The sequence below is a fragment of the Exiguobacterium sp. s36 genome, assembly GCF_018618345.1.
In the GTDB taxonomy this organism is placed as follows: domain Bacteria; phylum Bacillota; class Bacilli; order Exiguobacteriales; family Exiguobacteriaceae; genus Exiguobacterium; species Exiguobacterium chiriqhucha.
The window spans coordinates 451495-474429 of the sequence record NZ_JACSLW010000002.1 but is presented as its reverse complement, the minus strand read 5'-3'; the positions used below and the strand labels follow the sequence as shown (position 1 = coordinate 474429).

General features: G+C 54.6%; 23 protein-coding genes and 1 other RNA gene. 18 read left to right on the top strand and 6 right to left on the bottom strand.

What is annotated here, in order from left to right; genetic code table 11:
- Positions 1–213 precede the first annotated feature (213 nt).
- On the top strand, positions 214–1386 hold the full coding sequence (gene tnpB / locus KNP95_RS07910) for an IS200/IS605 family element RNA-guided endonuclease TnpB (protein WP_214836440.1): 1173 nt from the start codon (positions 214–216) through the stop codon (positions 1384–1386).
- A gap of 71 nt (positions 1387–1457) precedes the next feature.
- Here tnpB and KNP95_RS07905 read toward each other — a convergent pair whose 3' ends face one another.
- Positions 1458–2102: a YczE/YyaS/YitT family protein gene (locus KNP95_RS07905; RefSeq protein ID WP_214833812.1), complete on the bottom strand. Its 645-nt coding sequence runs from the start codon at positions 2100–2102 to the stop codon at positions 1458–1460.
- 344 nt (positions 2103–2446) lie between these two features.
- Between KNP95_RS07905 and KNP95_RS07900 the strand changes: the two genes are divergently transcribed.
- The 3 genes from KNP95_RS07900 to KNP95_RS07890 all read left to right on the top strand — a co-directional run bounded on the left by KNP95_RS07900 (position 2447) and on the right by KNP95_RS07890 (position 4786).
- Positions 2447–3661, top strand: a complete 1215-nt coding sequence (locus KNP95_RS07900; protein ID WP_214836438.1) for a DASH family cryptochrome — start codon at positions 2447–2449, stop codon at positions 3659–3661.
- A gap of 75 nt (positions 3662–3736) precedes the next feature.
- Positions 3737–3923: non-coding RNA, 6S RNA (gene ssrS, locus KNP95_RS07895), on the top strand.
- A 95-nt stretch (positions 3924–4018) separates the two neighbouring features.
- The gene (locus KNP95_RS07890) at positions 4019–4786 is read left to right on the top strand and encodes a tRNA threonylcarbamoyladenosine dehydratase (RefSeq protein ID WP_021066918.1); all 768 of its coding nucleotides are present in this window, start codon (positions 4019–4021) and stop codon (positions 4784–4786) included.
- A gap of 24 nt (positions 4787–4810) precedes the next feature.
- Here KNP95_RS07890 and KNP95_RS07885 read toward each other — a convergent pair whose 3' ends face one another.
- Complete coding sequence (locus tag KNP95_RS07885; protein WP_214836436.1) at positions 4811–6118, bottom strand: replication-associated recombination protein A; 1308 nt, start codon at positions 6116–6118, stop codon at positions 4811–4813.
- Between the two features lie 60 nt (positions 6119–6178).
- Between KNP95_RS07885 and cymR the strand changes: the two genes are divergently transcribed.
- From cymR to KNP95_RS07865, 4 genes are read left to right on the top strand one after another with little or no spacing between them, the layout of a single operon-like run.
- Positions 6179–6586: a cysteine metabolism transcriptional regulator CymR gene (gene cymR, locus KNP95_RS07880; protein WP_058763254.1), complete on the top strand. Its 408-nt coding sequence runs from the start codon at positions 6179–6181 to the stop codon at positions 6584–6586.
- A gap of 17 nt (positions 6587–6603) precedes the next feature.
- A complete protein-coding gene (locus tag KNP95_RS07875) occupies positions 6604–7740 on the top strand; it encodes a cysteine desulfurase family protein (RefSeq protein WP_214836432.1) in 1137 nt (378 codons plus the stop codon).
- Positions 7741–7743: 3 nt separating this feature from the next.
- Positions 7744–8865 carry a tRNA 2-thiouridine(34) synthase MnmA gene (mnmA, locus tag KNP95_RS07870; RefSeq protein WP_021066922.1) on the top strand — a complete coding sequence of 374 codons (1122 nt, stop codon included), beginning with the start codon at positions 7744–7746 and terminating at the stop codon, positions 8863–8865.
- Positions 8866–8869: 4 nt separating this feature from the next.
- On the top strand, positions 8870–9535 hold the full coding sequence (locus tag KNP95_RS07865; RefSeq protein WP_214836429.1) for a tetratricopeptide repeat protein: 666 nt from the start codon (positions 8870–8872) through the stop codon (positions 9533–9535).
- 44 nt (positions 9536–9579) lie between these two features.
- Here KNP95_RS07865 and KNP95_RS07860 read toward each other — a convergent pair whose 3' ends face one another.
- The 3 genes from KNP95_RS07860 to KNP95_RS07850 form a co-directional block, all read right to left on the bottom strand.
- On the bottom strand, positions 9580–10026 hold the full coding sequence (locus KNP95_RS07860) for a hypothetical protein (protein ID WP_214836426.1): 447 nt from the start codon (positions 10024–10026) through the stop codon (positions 9580–9582).
- Complete coding sequence (locus KNP95_RS07855) at positions 10023–10298, bottom strand: hypothetical protein (protein WP_214836423.1); 276 nt, start codon at positions 10296–10298, stop codon at positions 10023–10025. The genes KNP95_RS07860 and KNP95_RS07855 overlap by 4 nt, the downstream gene beginning before the upstream one ends.
- A gap of 63 nt (positions 10299–10361) precedes the next feature.
- Positions 10362–10910 carry a VOC family protein gene (locus KNP95_RS07850; RefSeq protein WP_251026141.1) on the bottom strand — a complete coding sequence of 183 codons (549 nt, stop codon included), beginning with the start codon at positions 10908–10910 and terminating at the stop codon, positions 10362–10364.
- A 116-nt stretch (positions 10911–11026) separates the two neighbouring features.
- Here KNP95_RS07850 and KNP95_RS07845 point away from each other — a divergent pair, with 116 nt between their 5' ends.
- From KNP95_RS07845 to udk, 9 genes are all read left to right on the top strand, one after another.
- Positions 11027–11713 carry a magnesium and cobalt transport protein CorA gene (locus tag KNP95_RS07845; RefSeq protein ID WP_214836421.1) on the top strand — a complete coding sequence of 229 codons (687 nt, stop codon included), beginning with the start codon at positions 11027–11029 and terminating at the stop codon, positions 11711–11713.
- Positions 11714–11783: 70 nt separating this feature from the next.
- Positions 11784–13991: an SF1B family DNA helicase RecD2 gene (gene recD2 / locus KNP95_RS07840; protein ID WP_251138507.1), complete on the top strand. Its 2208-nt coding sequence runs from the start codon at positions 11784–11786 to the stop codon at positions 13989–13991.
- Between the two features lie 311 nt (positions 13992–14302).
- Entirely contained in the window at positions 14303–16942 is a 2640-nt protein-coding gene (alaS, locus tag KNP95_RS07835; protein ID WP_214832392.1) for an alanine--tRNA ligase, read from the top strand.
- Positions 16943–16979: 37 nt separating this feature from the next.
- Positions 16980–17246 (top strand): IreB family regulatory phosphoprotein, encoded by a 267-nt coding sequence (locus tag KNP95_RS07830; protein WP_029595797.1) that lies wholly within the window; start codon positions 16980–16982, stop codon positions 17244–17246.
- 1 nt (position 17247) lies between these two features.
- Positions 17248–17670 carry a Holliday junction resolvase RuvX gene (ruvX, locus tag KNP95_RS07825; protein WP_029595796.1) on the top strand — a complete coding sequence of 141 codons (423 nt, stop codon included), beginning with the start codon at positions 17248–17250 and terminating at the stop codon, positions 17668–17670.
- A gap of 13 nt (positions 17671–17683) precedes the next feature.
- Positions 17684–17983: a DUF1292 domain-containing protein gene (locus KNP95_RS07820; protein WP_021066932.1), complete on the top strand. Its 300-nt coding sequence runs from the start codon at positions 17684–17686 to the stop codon at positions 17981–17983.
- A 71-nt stretch (positions 17984–18054) separates the two neighbouring features.
- Positions 18055–19197 (top strand): endolytic transglycosylase MltG, encoded by a 1143-nt coding sequence (gene mltG / locus KNP95_RS07815; protein ID WP_214719532.1) that lies wholly within the window; start codon positions 18055–18057, stop codon positions 19195–19197.
- Positions 19198–19263: 66 nt separating this feature from the next.
- Positions 19264–19905, top strand: a complete 642-nt coding sequence (locus KNP95_RS07810) for an O-methyltransferase (protein WP_201455024.1) — start codon at positions 19264–19266, stop codon at positions 19903–19905.
- 16 nt (positions 19906–19921) lie between these two features.
- A complete protein-coding gene (udk, locus tag KNP95_RS07805) occupies positions 19922–20557 on the top strand; it encodes a uridine kinase (RefSeq protein WP_214836462.1) in 636 nt (211 codons plus the stop codon).
- 99 nt (positions 20558–20656) lie between these two features.
- Here the strand turns inward: udk and KNP95_RS07800 are convergent, their stop codons facing one another.
- Positions 20657–21790, bottom strand: coding sequence for an RNA-guided endonuclease TnpB family protein (locus KNP95_RS07800; RefSeq protein ID WP_214836415.1), 1134 nt, complete (start codon positions 21788–21790; stop codon positions 20657–20659).
- Between the two features lie 659 nt (positions 21791–22449).
- Here KNP95_RS07800 and greA point away from each other — a divergent pair.
- Positions 22450–22923 (top strand): transcription elongation factor GreA, encoded by a 474-nt coding sequence (gene greA / locus KNP95_RS07795; RefSeq protein ID WP_138859707.1) that lies wholly within the window; start codon positions 22450–22452, stop codon positions 22921–22923.
- Positions 22924–22935: the final 12 nt, after the last annotated feature.

Below are 22935 nucleotides of genomic sequence, written 5' to 3'. Positions count from 1 at the left end.
AAAGAAGGGGTCCGGTCACCGAAAATCGGTGACCGGACCCCTCTTTTTGATTGAAATACTTTAGAACTGGCTAGTTATGTCCCAGCCTCTTTTTTATCAAAATTAGGCGAGAATACGCCCACTTCTAAACGTGACGGGCGAAGCCCCAGTGAAAGTGGGCAATGAATCGCCACCCTCTCTTTTGGGTATAAATACCTAGAGGAGGTGAACATCATGTTGAAGCAAAAAGCGTATCGATTCCGGATCTACCCGACAACGGAGCAGGAGATCCTGATCGCCAAGACGATCGGCTGTTCCCGCTTCGTCTTCAACCATTTTCTAGCGAAGTGGGAAGAGACCTACGAGGCGACAGGAGAAGGACTGTCCTACGGTTCCTGTTCGAAAAAAATCCCTGCCTTGAAGCAAGAGTTCGACTGGCTGAGGGAGGTCGATAGCACCTCTGTCCAAGCGAGCGTCAAGCACCTGGCCGAGGCGTATGACCGCTTCTTCAAGAAGCAGAACGGACGGCCCCGGTTCAAGTCGAAACGGAACCCGGTCCAATCCTACAAGACGAACATCCAAGGCAAGTCTCAACTTCCTGAGGTGTCGATCGTCGGGAACAAGCTCAAACTCCCGAAGCTGAAGTGGGTCCGGTTCGCCAACTCGAGGAAGGTCGAGGGCCGCATCTTGAACGCCACGATCCGACGCAACGCCTCGGGCAAACATTTCGTCTCCCTCTGCGTCGAGCAGGAGGTCGACGAGCTGCCGAAGACCGGCTCCTCGGTCGGCGTCGACGTAGGCCTGAAGCATTTTGCCGTCCTGTCCGACGGCACGGTGTACCAAAACGACCGCTACTTCCGTTCGCTCGAGAAGAGACTGGCGCGCGAGCAACGCAAGCTGTCGCGGCGTCGGCTCATCGCCCTGAACCGGAACATCAAGCTGTCCGAGGCCAAGAACTACCAGAAGCAGAAGCGGAAGGTCGCCCGCATCCATGAGAAGATCGCCAACAAGCGCACCGACTTCTTGCACAAGGTGTCGACCGAGATCGTCAAAAACCACGACGTCATCGGCATCGAGACCCTGCAGGTGAAGCACATGCAGCAGGACCGCAAGCTCAGCAAAGCGATCTCCGATGTCAGTTGGTCGGAGTTCTTCCGCATGCTCGCATACAAGGCGGACTGGTACGGCAAGACCGTCGTGAAGGTCGGGAAGACCTTCGCCTCGAGCCAGCTCTGTTCGAGTTGCGGCCATCGACACAAAGACGTGAAGCATCTCGGTCTGCGCGAGTGGACATGCCCGGGTTGCGGGACCCATCACGACCGCGATGTGAACGCAGGACTGAACCTCAAACGCGAGGCCGAGCGCATCCTGGTCTCCTCAACCGTCGGGACGACGGGGCTAGCCTGATCAGGTTCCGGTCGTCAGACCGGATCACCCAGGAATCCTCCACCTCCAAGCGAAGCGTAGGTGGGGGTAGTTCAAGCGGCCACTTTCGCCCGGTCGATGACCGAGACGAGGCGCCGGAACTGTTCAAGCCAAAACTGGAAGAACGGGCCAATCAAGAAGATTGACAGCACCGTTCCGAAAAAGACCGGTCCGCCGAGCACCCAACCGATGAGGCAAGCCGTCAGTTCCATCCATGTCCGCATCATACGGACCGATGTGTTGAATCGGTCGGCCAAAGCGAGCGTCAACCCGTCCCGTGGGCCGGCCCCATAGCCGATGGCGACGTACAAGCCGGCACCCATCCCGATGACGAAGATGCCAAGGATAAGCCAGGCGATATTGAGTGCGATGCCGTCAAGTTGCGGCAACCACTGATGGTCGAGAATCAAGTTCATAAACACGCCGACGAAGACGGCGTTGACGAGCGTCCCGAACTGGGGCCGAATCCGGTCCAGTATGTACTTGCAGAAGACGAGCAGGAGACCGACGAGCAAGATGATCGTCCCGACAGAAATCGGGGTGTGACGGGCGAGCCCGAGATGGAGCACGTCCCATGTCGATACGCCGAGATCGGCCGTGATCATCATCGAAGATCCGAGGGCGAGCAAGAATAGACCACCCATGAATAACGCCCACTTCAAACTGATTCGTAAAGATTGTACCCATACCGCGTGCATGATGGTCGCCTCGATTCCCTAAAATGTTCCATCATCATATCATATCTGGTTTCACGACAAGAAAAAAACGCCTCGGACGAGGTCCGAAGCGCTTGGCTCACTTTTTAGGTGTCGATGCTTTTTTTGCTTTGTTCTTTTTATAATAATCGTAGACAAACGGTGCGACCGCCGTCGCGACTTTAATGAGTGTACCAAATTTACCTTTTCTAGCCATGTTGCTGCACCCCTTTCTGTTCTAATGATGTATATTCCACCCGTTCCAGAAATGAAAACATGTTTCGTACAGTTTCGTCTAAGCGAACACCGGGATTCATGTTCCATAATGAGGGGAGGAGGCGAACTATATGAAGACGATTATCTGGTATCAAAATGATTTACGGGTCGACGACCATCGTCCGCTCGAGGAGGCGCTCCGGCATGACGATCCGATTGAAGGTCACTACATCATTCCACAAGAAGAGCTCATTGAAAACCGGTTCGGCCATACGCCGCTCGGCCCACGGCGACTTCAGTTTTTGAACGAGTCACTCGACGACTTGGCCGGTACGCTTGCAGCGCTCGGCATCCCGCTCTTCGTCCATGTCGGTCATCCGCTCGACATGTTCGAACCGACTGACCGCCTGTTGTTCCAACGGTCGATCGGCTATAACGAACGGAGGCGCGAACGTGAGGTCATGAACGCGTGGCGGGGTGATTGTCAAGCGTTCGACGGGTTCACGCTCTATCCACGCGACGAGATTCCGTTCGAGAAACTGCCATTCCTCTTCACCGAATTTCGGAAAGCGATGGAAGCCGATGCAAGACCGGACCGCTTGATTGAGCGCTCACCTGCGAAGGAACCGTATGCCGTCGATTTTCCGGTCGCTTATGAACAGCCGCGATATGACGCACGGACTGCGTTTCCGTTTCGAGGCGGGGAACGGGCGGGGCGAGAGCGACTCGCGGCATATTTGGCCGGTCCGGTCCGGACGTATAAAGAGACACGGAACGGCTTCGGGGTCGACGACTCATCGAAACTGTCGGCTTATCTTGCCAACGGCTCGTTGTCACCGCGCCGGGTGCTGCACGAGCTCGAGCAACATGAGCGGTCATACGGGGCGAACGAGTCGACGTATTGGCTCTATTTCGAGCTGCTCTGGCGCGAGTTCTTCCAATGGGTCGCCCTCGAGCAAGGGAAACGACTGTTCCGCGCCCAAGGCATCCGTTCGAAACAGAAGACATGGCGCGTGGACGATGACGTCATCGGGCGTTGGCAAGCGGGAGAGACGGGCGTCGACTTCGTCGATGCGTTCATGCGCGAATTGAACGCGACGGGATGGATGTCAAACCGGGGGCGTCAAATCGTCGCGAGCTATTTTGCGAAAGAGCTCGGGCAGGACTGGCGTATCGGCGCATCGTATTTCGAATCGATGCTGATCGACTATGATGTTGCCAGCAATACCGGTAATTGGGCATACCAAGCCGGCGTCGGCAACGACTCGCGAGATCGCCGTTTCAACGTCACACGGCAACAAGATACGTACGACCCGACCGGTGCGTTTCGTAACAGCTGGTTGTGACGAAACTGTCATAAGAAGTCATCGTTTCTGATTGACTTCTTTTTACAGACAGTGCTATAGTAAGGGCAACAGATGGGATACCTGAGGTGTACGAGAGCCGCCTTCGTTATTTTGAGCCAACACTTTGAATACGGGAGACCGAACTGCCATCCAGATCAACTGCCTCATCACGTGCAGGAGGACTTGTGAAGGGGACGCTAGGTCACCCACCTGCTTAAGCAGGTTCAAAAGCAGGGCATCGTCACGGCACTCCGGGTCCCATCGATTTTATTGTAAAAACGTCGCTAGACGTCTTTTTTTTGATTATAATTCCGAGTAAAATAGTGTGAGAAAATAGGATTCATTTGGAGGAAGAGTATGTTACACCAGTTTTCACGTAATGAGTTGGCCATCGGTCAAGAAGGTTTAGAAGCATTAAAAGGTAAGACGGTCGCCATCCTCGGTGTCGGCGGTGTCGGGTCGTTCGCGGCCGAGGCACTTGCCCGGAGCGGAGTCGGACGCATCGTCCTCGTCGATAAGGATGACATCGACATCACGAACGTCAACCGCCAAATCCACGCGCTCTTGTCGACGGTCGGGCAACCGAAAGTCGAAGCGATGGGAACACGTCTCCTCGACATCAACCCGGAGCTCGAGCTCGTCAAACTGAAAATGTTCTATACAGAAGAGACGTTCGAAGAATTCTTCGCCCAAGACCTCGATTTCGTCATCGACGCCTCGGATACGATTATCTATAAGATTCATTTGATCGTCGAGTGCAAACGCCGGGGCATCCCGGTCATCTCGAGCATGGGCATGGCCAACAAGATGGACCCGACGCGCATCAAAGTCGTCGACATCAAGGATACGACGTACGACCCGATCGCCAAGATGGTCCGGACACGTCTCCGTAAAGAGCGTATCCATAAAGGCGTCCCGGTCGTCTTCTCGGACGAGTCACCGATCGTGACACGCGAAGACGTGAACGAGGTCGTCGGGAAGAAAGATGCCCCGATCCGTAAAGCGAAGATGCCGCCGAGTTCGAACGCGTTCGTCCCGTCGGTCGCAGGCCTCGTCGCTGCGGGCTATGTCATCAATCAAATGCTCGAGACAGCGGGTGTCGAGATCAACCGCATCCAGAAATGAAAAAACGACGCCGGCTCATCAGAGTCAGCGTCGTTTTTCCCAATAGTCGAGCCGTTTTTGCAGCTGTTGCTCGAAGCCACGGCTCGTCGGTGTATAATATTTAGGACGTTTCCGGGCCAAATTCTCTGGCCAATAGTTTTGCGGGACGTAGCCATCTTTCTCGTCGTGCGGGTATTTGTAGCCGGCACCGTTGCCGAGCTCACGGGCACCCGGGCTATGGGCGTCGCGGAGATGGACCGGGACCGGACCGCCCTCGACGGTACGGACGTGATGAATCGCCTTGTCGATGGCGGTGATGACCGCGTTCGATTTCGGTGCCGTCGCAAGATAAAGGACGGCCTGTGCCATCGGGATGCGCGCTTCCGGGAAACCGACATGTTCGCTCGCGCGGGCGGCCGCATCGACGATGACGAGCGCGTTCGGGTCACTGAGCCCGATATCTTCGGCCGCATGGACGTAGAGCCGGCGCATGATGAAGCGCGGTGATTCACCGGCCTCGATCATGACGGCGAGCCAGTATAGAGCCGCGTCCGGGTCTGAGCCACGAATCGACTTGATGAACGCCGAGATGACGTCATAATGCCGGTCGCCCGTCTTGTCGTACTTGATTGCTTTTTGTTGAATCGACTCTTCGGCGACTTCGAGCGTGATGTCGATTTTGCCGTCAATCTCGGGTGTCGTCAACACGGCCAGTTCGAGCGCGTTCAACAGCACGCGGTAGTCACCGTCCGCCATTTTGATATAATGGTCCACGGCGGCTTCCTCAATCTTGACCGGATAATTGCCAAGTCCTTTTTGATCAGCTAGAGCCCGTTCCAAAACGACACGAAGTTCGTCTGGTCCAGGCGGTTCGAGCCGAAATACGGTCGCGCGCGACAGCAACGCCGCGTTGACCTCGAAACTCGGGTTTTCGGTCGTCGCCCCGATCAAGATGAGCTTTCCGGCCTCGAGTGCCGGGAGCAGGGCGTCTTGCTGCAATTTATTGAAACGATGAATCTCGTCTAAAAATAAAATCGTTCGTTCTTGTTCGAAGTCGAATCGGGACTCGGCCTCACGGATGACACTTCGCAGTTCATCAAGTTTGGCCGTGACGGCGTTCAATTGGACGAACGTTGCTTTCGTATAGTTTGAAATGACGCGGGCGAGCGTCGTCTTGCCCGTTCCCGGCGGTCCATACAGGATGATTGTGCCGAGGCGGTCGGCTTCGATGGCCCGGCGCAACAGCTTGCCTTCGCCGATGATGTGGCGTTGACCGATGACTTCGTCTAACGTTTCCGGCCGCATTCGGTTGGCGAGCGGTCCGCTATTCGATTGCTGAAATAAATCACTCATACGTACACATTCCTTTCGACAAACGTTTGTTCGATTAGTATAGCAGAAGGAGACATGAAGATGAAAATATCTACAAAAGGTCGTTATGGATTGACGATCATGATTGCACTGGCCAGGGAAACCGACAACAAACCGCTCAGCTTGAAAAAGATTGCGGCCCGGCATGAACTGCCGGAACATTACTTAGAGCAATTGATCGGTCCACTCCGCAACGGTGGTCTCGTCAAGAGCGTGCGCGGGGCGTATGGCGGCTATCAGCTCGTCAAACCGGCGACGGACATCACGGCTGGAGAAATCATCCGTCTGCTCGAAGGCCCGCTCACGATCGTCGAAGATTCAGAGGCAGATGACGCCGTGAAACGGAAGCTATGGGATAAAATCAAAGCCGCGATCGAGAAAGTGCTCGAAGAGACGACACTCGCCGATCTTGCTGAAGAAGATTCAGACGGCTATATGTTCTATATTTAAAGGTGAGGTGAACGAACATGAACTACTTTGATCATGCCGCAACGACGCCGATGCGTCCGGAGGTGCTCGAGGCGATGACGCCGTATTTGCTCGAGCAATACGGCAATCCGTCGAGCATCCACGGCATCGGACGGACGGCCCGCGCCGCGTTAGACGCTTCACGCCGAACACTCGCCACGTGGATCGGGGCGACCTCGAACGAGATCGTCTTCACGTCGGGTGGGACCGAGTCGGACAATTATGCGTTGTTCGGCGCGGCGTACGCGAATCAACTTAAAGGCAAACATTTGATTACGACGAAAGTCGAACACCACGCCGTCCTGCACGCGATGGAGCAACTCGAACGGGAAGGCTTCGACGTGACGTATCTCGATGTCGACGCGACGGGTGCGGTGACGCTTGAATCAGTCCGATCCGCACTCCGGGACGATACGATTCTCGTCTCGGTCATGTACGGCAACAACGAGGTCGGCACATTGCAACCGATTGCGGAAATCGGGGCGCTCCTCGCCGACCATCAGGCCTATTTCCATACGGACGCGGTCCAAGCGCTCGGCACGGAAACGATTGACGTCAAGGCGCTCGGTGTCGATTTATTGTCGGCCTCGGCCCATAAAATCAACGGCCCGAAAGGTATCGGTTTTCTTTTTATGAAAACAGGTGTAAAATTAGCGACGCGTTCTTTTGGAGGACAACAAGAACGGAAACGTCGAGCCGGCACGGAAAACGTTCCGGGTGCCGTCGGGTTCCAACAAGCGGCCGAACTGGCCAAAATCGAACGGGCCGAACGGTTGAACACGTATCAGCAAATGGCTGAGGCGCTCTTCGGGCGACTCGATGAACTTGGAGTCGAGTATGACGTGAACGGGGCGAATCGCTTGCCGCACATCGTCAACTTGTATCTCCCGGGCATCGAGCTCGAACCGTTCCTGATCATGATGGACATGCGCGGTTTTGCCATCTCGAGCGGCAGTGCCTGCACGGCCGGGTCGATCGAACCGTCACACGTATTGACGGCGATGTTCGGGACGTCGGAACGGACGAAACAGTCCGTCCGCATCAGCTTTGGACACGGCAACTCGGTCGAAGACGTGGAACGGCTCGCCGAACGACTCTCTGAGGTCGTCTCGACATTCACGAACGGAGTGAGATAACGAATGAACTTACGCACAAAAACCCCTGCTGAGACGACGGTCGTCGTCGGGATGTCAGGCGGCGTCGATTCATCGGTGACGGCCCATCTGCTGAAAGAGCAGGGCTATAACGTCATCGGAATCTTTATGAAAAACTGGGATGATACGGACGAGAACGGTGTCTGTACGGCGACCGAAGACTATGAAGATGTCATCGCGGTCGCGAACCAAATCGGAATCCCTTATTACGCGGTCAACTTTGAGAAAGAATATTGGGACCGCGTATTCGAATACTTCTTGGCCGAGTACCGTCTCGGACGGACGCCGAACCCGGACGTCATGTGTAACAAGGAAATCAAGTTTAAGGCGTTCCTCGATCACGCGCTTCGTCTCGGTGCCGACTTTGTCGCAACCGGGCACTACGCACGGGTCGAGTATGTCGACGGTGAGCATCGACTCCTTCGTGGGAAAGATGACAATAAAGACCAAACGTACTTCTTGAACCAGTTGTCACAAGACCAACTCGCGCGGACGATGTTCCCGATCGGTCATATGGACAAGAAAGACGTCCGTGTCATCGCCGAAGAAGCGGGACTCGCGACAGCGAAGAAAAAAGATTCGACGGGCATCTGCTTCATCGGAGAGCGAAACTTCAAAGAGTTCCTCTCGGAGTATTTGCCATCACAACCAGGCATCATGCAGACGCTCGATGGGGAACAAAAAGGAAACCATGACGGGCTCATGTATTACACGCTCGGTCAACGCCACGGCCTCGGCATCGGCGGCGACGGGGACCCATGGTTCGTCGTCGGCAAAAACGTCGAAGAAAACATCCTCTACGTCGGCCAAGGGTTCCATCATGACGCGCTCTATTCGGACGCGCTGCTCGCCTCGAAGCTGTCATGGACAGGTGCCGTCCCAACAGGTGAATTCCGGGCGACGGCGAAATTCCGCTACCGTCAACAAGACGTACCTGTGACGATCGCACCACTTGAAAATGGCGAAGTGCTCGTGAAATTTGATGAGCCGCAACGCGCCATCACACCAGGCCAAGCGGTCGTCTTCTATGATGGCGACATCTGCCTCGGCGGTGCGACGATTGACGAAGCGTATCGAAACGGAAAAAGACTCGACTATATCGGATGAGGTGATGATTTTGAACGCAAACGAATTAGGCATCCAAGCGATGCAACAAGGTGAGTTCGAACAGGCGGCCAAGCAGTTCAACGCTGCCATCGAAGCGGACTCAACCGACCCGACTGGTTACGTCAATATGGGTACGCTCCTGCAAGCGATCGGTGACCATGAACGGGCCGTCGTCTTTTACGATAAGGCGCTCGAACTCGACAACGCGTTCGGCGCGGCCCACTATGCGAAGGGGGCGCTCGCCTATGAGCTCGAACAGCTCGACTTGGCCGAGGCTTCGCTTCGTCAGGCGCTCCTGGCCGGAATGGACGATGCCGACCTGCACTTCATGCTCGGCTTGACGTACAAGGCGATGGGCGACTTCGTCCGGGCGTTGCCACGTCTCCGCGAGGCGATGAAGCAGGCGCCGGAAGACGTCGAGATTTCATTCCAGTACGGGCTCGCGCTCGCACAGAACGAACAACTCGACTTGGCCGTCGAAGCGCTCGAGCATACGCTCGACCTTGACGCGAGCCATACGGACGCCCGCTACAATTTGGCGATTGCCTACGCCTTCCTCGGTGAACAGGACAAGACGTACGCTGAACTTGAGCGTGTGCTCGAGTTGCAACCGGATCATGCGCTCGCCTTTGACGCGAAAGCGAAAATGGATGAGTTGCTCGGCAATTGAATGAATAAAGCGCCTCTCGCAGTTTTTGCGAGAGGCGCTTTTCGTTAGTCCCAGTAATGGAAGATGACGTTACCAATCGTCTTTGGCTCCCAATATTCGATTTGATTCCGCTCTGCCTCGGTTAATAACGGCTGCAGCGTCACATCGAACTGTTCGTTCAGCTCCGCCGCCGTTGGAATCTGGTAAGTGTCAGAAAACAAGTCGGTCAGCTCAGGTACATCGATGAATGCATACTGGAATGGTTCGAGCTTTGAGATGCCGATAATTGGAAACACTCTGCTGAGCAACACATAGATACTGCGTCCTTGGATGGTGATGGTCGCTTGGTCATAGTTCGGAGTGACCGAGTCCCCAAGGATGATGCTGCACGTTCCACCTTTCTGACGGGCGTAATCGAAACAAACCGTTTTGAATTTTCGATCATCAAATTCGGGGGTGGGGCAGTCGCCGTATGAAAAACCGGTGATGCATGTTGGGAGAATAAGCGTCATGCCGACACCTCCCCGATAATCCAAACCGAAATATTAAACATCGTCACGAACAACATACCGGCGAGCGCGATATAGCTCCATATGACGCCCGTTCCTGATTTGGCCCGACGTATTCCGTCCGTTACGATAAGCAACATGGCGCCGAATGACAAAAACGACAACGCTGCAAACGAAGTCGGCCGGTCGAGTGTAGGAAACGCATCGAACACGAAATAGAGTCCGAATGTGAGTAGGATTAACCCAATCATGATCAGAAGTGGGAAGAAACGCATAGAGCACAACCTTTTCCATTTTCTCTCATCATATCATGTTGGGTTGTCGAGCGTATACGTGAATCAGAGTTGTTTCGTCGTGATTTTCACGGGCTCGCCGCCGAACTTCTCATACGCCTCGTCCATGTTTTTCGTATACAGCTCGATGACGTTTTTGCTCGGGTCTTTAAAGTAGGCCGAACGCTCTTTGCCATTGACCGTCTCGTCTTCGTCCCACGTCCGGAGTTTCGTCGGGATGTTTGACGCCTCTAACACCTCGAGCGCTTGATCGAACGAGTCCATCGGCACGTAGAACGCGCAGTGGACGTGGGCACCGCCCTCATCATAGAGTGTGTCCCACTCGGTTACGTCCTCTTGGCGATTCGATTCTTCTTCCGATGTGAAATCACGTTTCAGCCAGAGACCAAGACGGGTGTTCCCGCCGACATAGAGCCACGTCGCCCACGGTTCGTCCGCCTGTTCTTGCGCTTCGCTCGGCTCGGCATCGTCACCGACCCATTGTTCGACGACGGGCAGTCCGAGTTTGCCGTGCCAAAAGTCGACCGCTGCCTCCATATCGGTTACTTCTAACACGAGTTCACACAAGCCACTAATTGGAATACGTTTCGTCATACATAGTCCCTCCTTCATAGGTTCACTCCGACAGTTCCCGCTTTGATTCGACGAAAAACGTGCATAGCCGTCCGATTGTTCGGGAAATGAGATAACAATTGAGAGGGGAGAAGTGTATGCGCTTAATCAGTCTGGTCAGTGTCCTTGTCTTTTTGATTATCGAATGGTTCATGCTCGGTCGTCTGTTTGCCGCCATCGACGAACGTTTAGCGACGGGCGAATGGACGAATAATCTGTTGTTACGTGTCGTCGTCGAGTCGGAGCGGGCGACGACTGTCCTGTTACTTTTATTTGCGACGTTCTTCGTGGTTGGTGTCCTTATGCACTGGGTGTTGTCGGCCCAACGGTCTTGGTCTGTAACGCTCGGGACGGTCGGGGTGGCCTGGGTCGTACCGGCCCTGCTCGCGATTGTGGCTTGGTTCATCCCGAATCCATACGTCCAGCTCGTCATCATCGTGTTGCAACTGTCGTTCATCCCACTCATCCCGTTCGTCGGACAGACGGTGCGGCTCGGTCATGTCGTGCTCAATTGGGGCGTCCATGTCGTTGCCGCAGGTCTCATCTTGTTGATTCAGCGGCCATCGCTCGAGCAACTGTTCCGCATCGAACGGACCGAATTGTTCGAGCGGCTCGAAGGCTACGTCAATTCGGGCGAACTGGAGCGGTTCGAGCGGTTGCTCGAGAATGTAGACTTGGAACAGCTGGAACAGATTTTGAACCGAATCGACGTCGATCAACTGATTCGGATCCTCGAACGGGTCGACCTCGACCAACTCGAGCGCATCCTCAACTTGTTCAGTTAGGCGATTTGTCCTATCGTTTCAACTCGGGCTATAATGGGGGATGGAAAACTAGCTGGAGGTGGCTCGAATGATGGCAGCACCTTACGAGTTGACAGGAAAAGTCATCCGCGTCCTGTTTCAATCGGAAGAAGAAGCGCACACGATCGCGCTCGTACGTATAAAAGAAAAGAATTTTGAGACAGACGAGACCGAGATGGTCATCGCCGGCGTCGGCGTCGGTATTGAGAAAGGCGAGACGTATAAGGCGCACGGCCGACTCGTCGACCATCCCCGGTTCGGGAAACAGATGAAAGCAGAGTGGATTCGCCGGGTCGTCCCGATGACGAAGCGCGCCGCCGTCCGCTTTTTGACGAACGGTTCGTTCCCCGGGATCGGCCAAAAGACGGCCCAGAAGATTGCCGATGCACTCGGAGACGACTGCATCGATCAAATCGTCAAGCATCCGAGCCTTCTGTCGAACGTCGACGGGTTGAAAGAGAAACAGGCCCGCGTCATCACTGAGCGGTTGAACGTCTTATATGGCGTCGACCAGTTGCTCTTGTTTTTGGCGCCGTTCGACGTGACGCCGCGCCTCGCCTCAAAGATTCATAAAGAATATGAGGGACGGGCGATGGAGACGATTGAAAAAAATCCGTACGCCCTCATGTATGACGTCCCTGGAATCGGCTTCAAGACGGCCGATGCTATCGCCGCCCACTTCGGGATTCAAGGGATTCATCCCGAGCGAATTGCTGCGGCCGTGTTATACGTCCTTGAGCTCGAGCAAGGCAACGGGCATTTGTTCGTCACGGCCGACCAACTCGCGAACGAGATGCCGCGCATCATCGGCGGCGACCCGGGTGAGGCACTCGTCTCGGCGCTCGAGACGCTCGCGAATGACGAACGTGTCATCGTCGAAGACGGTGTCGTCTATCATCCGCGTGTCTACCGGGCCGAACAAAAAGCGGCCGAAGAACTTGCCCGCATCATGTCGACCTCGACGACAGAAGACGTCGATATGACGACGATTTTTGATGCGGTCGGACGCGTCGAAGAGATGTTCTCGATTGAGTATGCGACACAGCAACGGGAAGCGATTGAGCTCGCCTTGAAGTCGCCGCTCATGGTCCTCACCGGTGGACCGGGTACCGGGAAGACGACCGTCGTCCGCGGCATCATCCATGCGCTCAGCGACGTGTTCGATTGGAAACTCGAGCCGGTGCAGAACCAGCCGTTCCCGTTCGTGCTGGCCGCACCGACCGGACGGGCCGCGAAACGGCTCAGCGAGTCGACGGGGCTGCCGGCCTCGACGATTCACCGGTTGCTCAAATTTGACGGCAGTTCGTTCCAAGTCGATGACACGAATCCGCTCGTCGGAAAAGTGCTCATCGTCGACGAGGCGTCGATGATTGACATCTTCTTGTTCCGCAGCCTGCTCAGGGCTGTGCCGAACGGGATGAAGATTCTGTTCGTCGGGGACCGCGATCAATTGCCTTCGGTCGGACCTGGCCAAGTGCTCGCCGATTTGATGGCGACCGAAGGCATCCCGGTCGTCCGGCTCGATGTCGTCCATCGGCAGGCGTCCGAGTCGAGCATCCTGCGCCTGGCGCACGCGCTCAACGCGAAACAAATGCCAGACGATTTACTGGCGGCACTGCCGGACCGTCGTTTTTACACGGCCAACCAAGAGACGGCGCTGCAGGCCATCTGCCAAATGGCAGGGGCCGCGCTCCGGAAAGGCTATTCGCCGTTCGACATCCAAGTGCTCGCGCCGACGTACCGTGGGATTTGCGGCATCGACGGGTTGAACGAGGCGCTCCAAAACGTGTTCAATCCGAAATCGGCTGCCCGGGAAGTGAAGCACGGCAACCGGACGTATCGAAACGGGGATAAAGTGCTCCAACTCGTCAATAATGCCGAGGAGAACGTCTACAACGGCGACATCGGCGAAATCACGAATATCTTTTACGCCAAAGAAAACGTCGACAAGGTCGATAAAATCTATATCCGTTTCGATCAAACCGAGGTCGAGTATAACCGGAGCGAATGGGACCAATTCACCCACGCCTACGCCATCACCATCCATAAGTCGCAAGGGTCCGAGTTCCCGATCGTGCTCATGCCCGTCTTCTTTAACGGTGGCTTCCGCTCGTCGCGCAACTTAATTTATACGGCCGTCACGCGGGCGAAGAAGAGCCTGCTCTTGTTCGGGGACGTGCGTGCGCTCGAGGCAGCGACACGGGAAGAGGAACCGGTGCGCCGGACGAAACTCGTCGAACGGCTAGGCGGCAAGTCTTGACGTCTTTCGACTGACGTGTGATAATGACGAATAGAAAACTGAAACGATTAAAGACGATGAAGGAAATGAGTACGTCGTAACCGCCTCACCAGAGACATCTTCCTAGGCTGTGAGAAGATGGGGGTCCGGTCGACCGAAGCTAGTCTGGAGTCCCCACTCACCCTGGGCGCCTCATCCGCGTTATCGGATGTTCGAGGTACGGCTTTGCCGTGCGAACGAGGGTGGTACCACGAAGCGATGCTTTCGTCCCTTTCCACAGGGATGAGCATCGCTTTTTTTTCGTTTCGTTTAAACTGAAGGAGGAATTGTTGATGAAACCGCTCAAACCATTAACTGGCGCACAGATTCGCCAAATGTATTTAGATTTCTTCAAATCAAAAGGACACAGTGTCGAGCCGAGTGCCTCACTCGTACCGGTCGAAGATCCGACGCTTCTTTGGATCAACTCAGGTGTCGCGACACTTAAAAAATACTTTGATGGCCGCGTCATTCCAGCCAACCCGCGCATCGTCAACGCGCAGAAGTCGATTCGGACGAACGACATCGAGAACGTCGGGAAGACGGCTCGTCACCATACGTTCTTCGAGATGCTCGGAAACTTCTCGGTCGGCGACTACTTCCGCGAAGATGCGATCAAATGGGGCTGGGAACTCCTCACGAGCGATGAATGGTACGGACTCGATCCGGACCGTCTGTCGGTGACGATTCACCCAGAAGATGAAGAAGCGAAACAAATCTGGCTCGGATTAGGCGTTCCGGCTGACCGCATCATCCCGCTCGAAGAGAACTTCTGGGAAATCGGGGAAGGCCCGTCTGGCCCGAACACAGAAATCTTCTTCGACCGCGGACCGGCGTTCGGTGACGACCCGACCGACCCAGAACTGTATCCGGGTGGCGAGAACGAACGCTACTTGGAGATTTGGAACATCGTCTTCAGTCAGTTCAACCATGACGGGCACGGGAACTATACCGAGCTCCCACGGAAGAACATTGATACGGGGATGGGTCTCGAGCGGATGGCGAGCGTCATGCAAGACGTGCCGACGAACTTCGATACAGACCTGTTCATGCCAATCATCCGCGAGACGGAGAAAATCAGCGGCGAGACGTATCGCGCCGACAGCAGCAAAGATGTGGCGTTCAAAGTCATCGCCGACCATATCCGGACCGTGTCGTTCGCGATTGGCGACGGGGCGCTCCCGTCGAATGAAGGCCGTGGCTACGTCCTTCGTCGTCTGCTCCGCCGTGCCGTTCGTTATGCGAAGATGCTAGGGATCGAGCGTCCGTTCATGTATGAGCTCGTCGATGTCGTCGGTGACATCATGGTCGACTTCTATCCGCAAGTCCGTGAGAAGAAAGACTTCATCAAGAAAGTCGTCAAGAACGAAGAAGAACGTTTCCACGAGACGCTTCATGACGGTCTTGCCATTTTGAACGAAGTCGCGAAAGCACAGAAAGCAGCCGGTTCGAACGTCATCAGCGGAGAAGATGCGTTCCGTCTTTACGATACGTACGGTTTCCCGCTCGAGTTGACGATTGAGTATGCTGAAGACCATAACCTCTCAGTCGACGAGGACGGCTTCAAACAAGCGATGAACGCCCAGCGCGAACGTGCCCGGACAGCCCGCGCCGACGTCGAGTCGATGCAAATCCAGTCAGGCGTACTCGCAGACATCACGCTCGCGTCATCATTCGTCGGTTACACGAACCTCAGCACGGAAGCAAAAATTATCAGCTTGATTCACGATGGTGAGCTCGTCGACGTCGTCGCAGCAGGCGAAGAAGCGCAAGTCATCCTCGACCAGACGCCATTCTATGCAGAGAGCGGCGGACAAATCGGTGACAAAGGCCAAATCGTCGGGTCGGACTTCGTCCTTCACGTAAAAGACGTCTCGAAAGCACCGAACGGCCAAAACTTGCACACGGTCACAGTCACTTCAGGTGTCGCTAAGGCAGAGGTCGCGGTGACAGCAACGGTCGACTTCGACTCACGTCAAGCGATCATTAAAAACCACACAGCGACACACTTGTTGCATCGTGCGTTGAAAGACACGCTCGGTGAGCACGTCAACCAAGCTGGTTCACTCGTGACACCAGATCGTCTTCGCTTCGACTTCTCGCACTTCGGTCAAGTAACGGCTGAAGAGCTCCAGTCGATCGAGCGTCAAGTGAACGAACGCATCTGGGCGTCGATTGCTGTCGATATCGAAGAGATGAATATCGCCGACGCGAAAGCGAAAGGTGCGATGGCGCTCTTCGGTGAGAAGTATGGGGACGTCGTCCGCGTCGTTGCGGCCGGTGACTCGGTCGAGCTTTGCGGTGGTTGCCACGTCGGTAACACGGCTGAAATCGGACTCTTTAAAATTTTGTCGGAGTCAGGAATCGGGGCCGGCACACGTCGCATCGAGGCGGTCACAGGCGCTGGGGCTTACGAAGTGATGAACCAGCATATCGAGACGCTCGAGACGGCAGCGAAATTGCTCAAGACAAAACCGCTCGAAGTGCCGACACGTGTCCAAGCGCTTCAAGTTGAAATGAAAGAACTTGAACGCGCGAGCGAATCGCTCAAAGCGAAGCTTGCGAACATCGAAGCGTCGTCACTCACTGACTCCATCGAAACGTTCGGCGATGTCCAATTGATTGCCAAACGCGTAGACGGACAAGACATGGACGCGCTCCGTGGCATGGTCGACGAATTGAAAGGCAAGCTCGGTTCAGCCGTCATTTTGCTCGGTTCAGCGAACGGCGACAAAGTCAACCTCGTCGCAGGGGTGACGAAAGACTTGAACGACCGTGGCTTCCATGCAGGGAAATTGATTAAAGAAGTGGCGACACGTTGTGGCGGAGGCGGTGGTGGCCGTCCTGACATGGCGCAAGCCGGAGGCCGTGACGCGACAAAACTGGACGAAGCATTGAAGTTTGCTTCACATTACGTTCAATCACTGGCATAATAGAATGTGAAGTGCAAACGGAAAGAGGTGGATTCTTGTGAGCCAAATGGATCGCACGATGCAATTCAATTTTCCAGAAGATGATAATCGAGCCAACACTCGGGAAACGCTGATCACGGTGTATCAAGCACTCGAGGAAAAAGGCTACCAACCGATCAATCAAATCGTCGGATACTTGTTGTCAGGTGACCCTGCCTACATCCCGCGTCATAACGATGCGCGAAACTTAATTCGCAAAATCGAACGAGATGAGCTGCTCGAAGAGCTGGTCAAATCGTATTTGAACGATCGTAGAGAGGATTAATATGAAGCGAGTCATGGGGCTCGATGTCGGTTCGAAGACGATTGGGGTCGCTGTGAGCGACCTCATGGGATGGACGGCGCAAGGTGTGGAGACGGTCTACTGGACTGAGCCGGACTTTGACGAAGCTGTCCGTCTGCTTCAACCGATTATTGAGCAGTACGATGTGAAAGAAGTCGTTGTCGGTCTTCCGAAGAACATGAACGCGACAATCGGACCTCGGGGCGAGGCATCACAGGCGTTTGCCGCGGCCCTCACCGAGGCGACCGGTTTGCCGACGGTTCTCGTCGACGAGCGTTTGACGACGATGCAAGCGGAGCGGATGCTGATTTCAGCAGACGTCAGCCGAAAAAAGAGAAAGGCCGTCATCGATAAGATGGCAGCCGTCATGATTTTACAAAACTACCTGGATCGCGCAGGCAAATAAGGAGGAATTACGTATGGCAGAACTTAGCCGTAACGAAGAAGAAATGTACCGAATTCCAGATGAAAATGGAGACGAGCATTTATTCGCAGAAATTTTCCGGATGACGAGTGACCGCACGAACAAGACGTTTGTCGTTCTTGAGCCGGTCGGTAACCCGGAGACGGAAGACGAAGATACAATCGAAGTATACGCGTTCGAAATCGAAGAACTTGAAGATGAAGAGTTCGTCTTGAAGATCGTCGAAGACGACGCTGACTTCGAGGAAGTCATGGAAGCGTTCGATATCGTCAATGACGAAGTTGGATTAGACTAATAAGTGGGCGGGCGACTAGGGGAAACCCTCGTCGCCCATCTTCATAACAGAAGAACAGGGGAGAAATGCGCATGAACCATCCATCGATGTTTGATGAGAAGCGTGCACGTAACCGGATCGTTCGGCGAATTACGGTCATCATCCTTGCTGTCTTTCTTCTAGTTATCGCCACAGGTGCCGCGGTGTCGTATGCGTTCGTGAAACGATCGCTCGAACCCGTCGACCCGTCTTCGACCGAATCGGTCGAGGTCGAGGTTCCACTCGGTGCAGGTTCAGGGTACATTGGCGAACTACTCGAAGAGAATGGGCTCGTGAGGAATAGCACGATTTTCCGTTTTTATACACGATTTAAAAATGAATCATCGTTCCAAGCGGGGACGTATACATTGTCTCCGTCACAGTCGCTTGACGAGTTGATCGCCACGCTGAAAACTGGGAAAGTCATCGTTGTCCCGGATATCAAATTGGTGATTCCGGAAGGCTTTACAATCGATCAGGTCATCTCACGTCTCGCTAAAGTTGCAGAAATCCCGAAAGAAGAGATTTCAGCCAAACTGAGCGACGAAGAGTATATCCGCTCGCTCGTCAATGAGCATGAGATGTTGACCGACGAAGTACTCGCTGATGGGATTTACCATCCGCTCGAAGGTTACTTGTTCCCGGCCACGTATGAGTTCGACAAAGGTGTCACACTCACACAGATCATTGATGAGATGTTGAAGCCGACCGAACAGCTCTATCTCGAGTATGGGGATGAGGTTAAAGCGTCGGGACGTACGTTCCATGAGACGCTTGCGCTTGCCTCGGTCGTTGAGAAAGAGGCCGTGTCGACAGAGGACCGGCAAGAGATTGCCGGCGTGTTCGAAAACCGTTTGGCCGATGGCATGAAGTTGCAGTCTGACCCGACCGTCTGGTACGGCACCGGGGAGACGTCAATTTTCACATCGTTCAACGACCTTGAAAACGACTCGCTCTATAACACGTACCGCTACGAGGGCATCCCGATCGGGCCGATTGCTTCGGTCAGTCGTGACGCATTCGTCGCCACACTCAATCCGAACGATACGGATAACGTTTATTTCTACGCTCGACCACCGCGCGAAGGGTTCCCGAACGGGGAAGTCTTGTTCGAAGTGGAATATGAGGCGCACCAACAAAACGTGAACAAGTACCGTCCGGAGTGGGAAGCGTTTGAAGAAGCAAACAACAATTGACGGATATGCGACCGGAAGCCTTGGCTTCCGGTCGTTTGAATGAATAGAGAGGTTGAGGTGTACGACGTGGAACATTCATCCTATGAAGGTTACGTGGAGAACTTGGTCACGCCACGGTCCCCGCTGTTGGCAGAGATGGAGGCGTTCGCGAAAGAACATCACGTGCCAATCATGGACTTGACCGGTTCAGAAGTGCTGCTGTCACTCCTCGCGATGCAACGTCCGAAGCGCATCCTCGAGGTCGGGACGGCCATCGGCTACAGCGCGATTCGCATGGCCGAACTGTTACCGGACGCTGAAATCGTCACAATCGAGCGGAATGCACGACGGCACGAAGAGGCGCTCAGTTTTATCGGACGCTCGGACGTATCGGACCGAATCACCGTTATTCATGGGGATGCGGTCGAGTTAATCGGGACGATCGAAGGAGAATTCGATGCGGTCTTTATCGATGCGGCCAAAGGTCAGTATCAAAAATTCTTTGATGGGTATGGCGCTTTAGTACCAATTGGTGGTACGATTTACAGCGATAATTTATTTTTACGAGGGGACGTCCTGCTCGAAGACGTGTCGGTACTTGACCGTCGTCGTCGCCGTCTCGTTCGTCTCGTGAAAGAGTTTACTGAGCAATTGATGGCACGGACCGATTATCATACTGCAATTTTGCCCCTTGGTGATGGCCTAGCAATCAGTCGTAAATTACGATGAGGAGGACTTAACTTTGATGCAACATAAACCCGTCATTATCGGCGTGGCCGGGGGCACCGGATCAGGCAAGACGACCGTGGCCCGCGCGCTCGTAGATGCGTTCGAAGGACAATCGGTCGTCATGATCGAGCAAGACGCGTATTATAAAGACCAGTCAGAGATGACAATGGAAGAACGGTATAAGACGAACTATGATCATCCGTTCGCGTTCGATAACGATTTATTGATTGAACACATCAAACAGTTACAAGAACATAAGGCGGTTGAGAAGCCGGTATACGATTATGCCGCACACACACGTTCGGATCAGACGATTTTGATCGAACCGGTCGATGTCGTCATCGTCGAAGGTATTTTGGCGCTCGAGGACGACCGTCTCCGTGATTTGATGGATATTAAAGTATTCGTCGACACGGACGCGGACGTGCGGATTTTACGTCGGATGCAACGGGACTTGAATGAGCGGGGTCGGTCGATCGACTCGGTCGTCGCGCAGTATACGAACGTCGTCCGGCCGATGCATCTTCAATTTTGTGAGCCGACGAAACGCTATGCGGATATTATCGTGCCCGAAGGCGGCGAGAACTTCGTTGCCATCGATTTGCTCGTGACGAAGATTCGCTGGGTGCTGACAGAACGTAACCGCGCGTAAGGGAAATAAATCGTTTTCAATGTGAACTACTCACCACTTGCTTGTTTCGCAACTTGAAGTGGGAGTTTCTTGGGAAGACCGTGCTTTTACTAGCCGCGGTTATGGACCAAGCTCGTCGGGCAGTCCCTGCCCTGGGTGGTTTCGGTCAGCGAGACGCAACAGGTTGAGGCTCGCGTTGACGTCGCGGTCGTGATGCGCGCCGCACGTGCCGCATGTCCACTCCCGGATGTCTAGTCCCTTCCTGCCGTCGTTCTCGCCACAGTTCGAACAGACTTGGGTTGAGGCGAACCATGGGTCGGCCTTGATCAGCGTCCGGCCGTAGAACCTGCATTTATATTCGAGTTGGCGGACGAACTCGCCCCACCCGGCGTCCCCGATCGATTTCGCCAGGCGGCGGTTTTGCATCATCTCCCTCGGTTTCAGCGTCTCGACCACGACGACTTGGTTCTCGTCGACGATGCGTCGCGACAGCTTGTGGAGGAAGTCGTTGCGCCGGTTCCTGACCTGCTCATGCTTCCTCGCGAGGAGGAGCCGGGCCTTCTCGCGGTTCTTGCTGCCCGGCTTCTTGCGGGAGAGCGCGCGTTGCGCCCGTTTCAGCCGCGCCTCGGCCTTTCGCAGGTTGCGTGGGTTCGCAATCTTCTCCGTGACGAGCGCGTCGTTCGTCGTGACGGCGAAGTGCCCGAGGCCGAGGTCGATCCCGACCTTGTGCTCGGCGGGGACCCACGGCTCGTCGTCCTGTTCGACGAGGAGCGACACGAAGAACGTGCCCGTCTTCGTCATCGACACGGTCGCCGATCGGATCTTCCCGTTGAAACTGCGGTGCTGTGTGAACCGGATGAACCCGATCTTCGGGAGCCGTACCCGGTCTCCCTCGATGCGGATTGTTCCGTGCTGGTTGTTCGTCGTGTAGGACGCGCGCGCCTTCCGTCTCGACTTGAACACCGGGAAGCCGGCCGTCCCGGCGAAGAACTTCGCGAACGCCGCATCGAGGTGCAGCTTCGCGTTCGCGAGCGCGAGGCTGTCCGCCTCGCACAGGAACGGGAACAGTGGCTTGTAGGAGGCGGGTGTCGGCGGTTTCCGTCTCGGCCCACCGCCCGCCTTCGCCTCCTCGTGGATGGTGATACGGTCCTCGAGCAGCTTGTTGTAGATGAACCGGGCGCAGCCGATCGTCCGGATCAGGAACTCGGCCTGTGCCGGCGTCGGGTGGAGCCGGTATTTGTAGCCCTTCAGCATGTCCGTCCCTCCTTTGGGCGGTGTGAGGATGAGTCTCGTCCCATTCCGATACCCGCGGTGGGGGCGAGAGAATCTGACAGAATCACGAACCTTTGTTCGTCATATCTGTCACAGGGATATCCAAAGGATTTGCAAGCAGGCGGTTCATCTTCCACCTACGCTGGCCCTTCCCTCTTCGACGTTTAGAGGTGGGAGAATTCTTGCCAAATTTAGTTAAAAGAGCTTTGACACTCTCACCATTGAAACCGTGGGATTCTGAAGTGCTTGTGCGAACGCAGTTCATTTTTGTTTTGTTCAAGCCTTCAAATGAGAGTGTGCCATCACCTCTACCGAGATAGACTCTATAGGTCCCCAGGTTGGTGGACTGTGACCATCTACCACAGGTCGTTACAGGTGTGCCTACTTGATGTTTTAGCGTCTTTAGCATGACGACAAGCATCGTATCATCGATCTGCTGCCGGACTCGATTTTCAAAGGTCGGTGGACAAAGGTGTTTTAGAGACTTGTATGTGTCTATGCGATAGATTTAACCGAATGTCGGATATGGAGAACGTCCGAACTCACGTTTATCCCATGTTTAAAAACGGGATGTGTCGGATATGGGCTTTCCCGTTCGTAAATTCTGTAATATACTAGGAGACAATGAAGGAGTGACAGAAATGGCTGAAAAACAACATTACATGACGTTAGACGGAAAAGCGAAAATCGAAAATGAATTGAACGAACTGAAGACGGTACGCCGTAAAGAAGTCGTTGAGAATATTAAGATTGCCCGCGATTTCGGAGACTTGTCTGAGAACGCTGAATACGATGCAGCGAAAGAAGAGCAGGCAATGGTCGAAGGACGGATCGCCCAACTCGAAGAGATGCTTCGTAACGCAGTCATCATCCAAGACGATGTGGCTGATAACTCGATGGTCGCAATCGGAAAGACCGTGACGTTCTTCATTCAAGAAGATAACGAGAACGAGACGTACACGATTGTCGGTGGCGCCGAGGCTGACCCGTTCACAGGGAAAATCTCGAATGAATCACCAATTGCAAAAGCGCTCCTCGGCCGTACGGTCGGAGACGTCGTTAACGTCCAAACACCAGGCGGCGACATGGTCGTCGAAATCAAAGAAATCAAGTAACACAAATGAGCG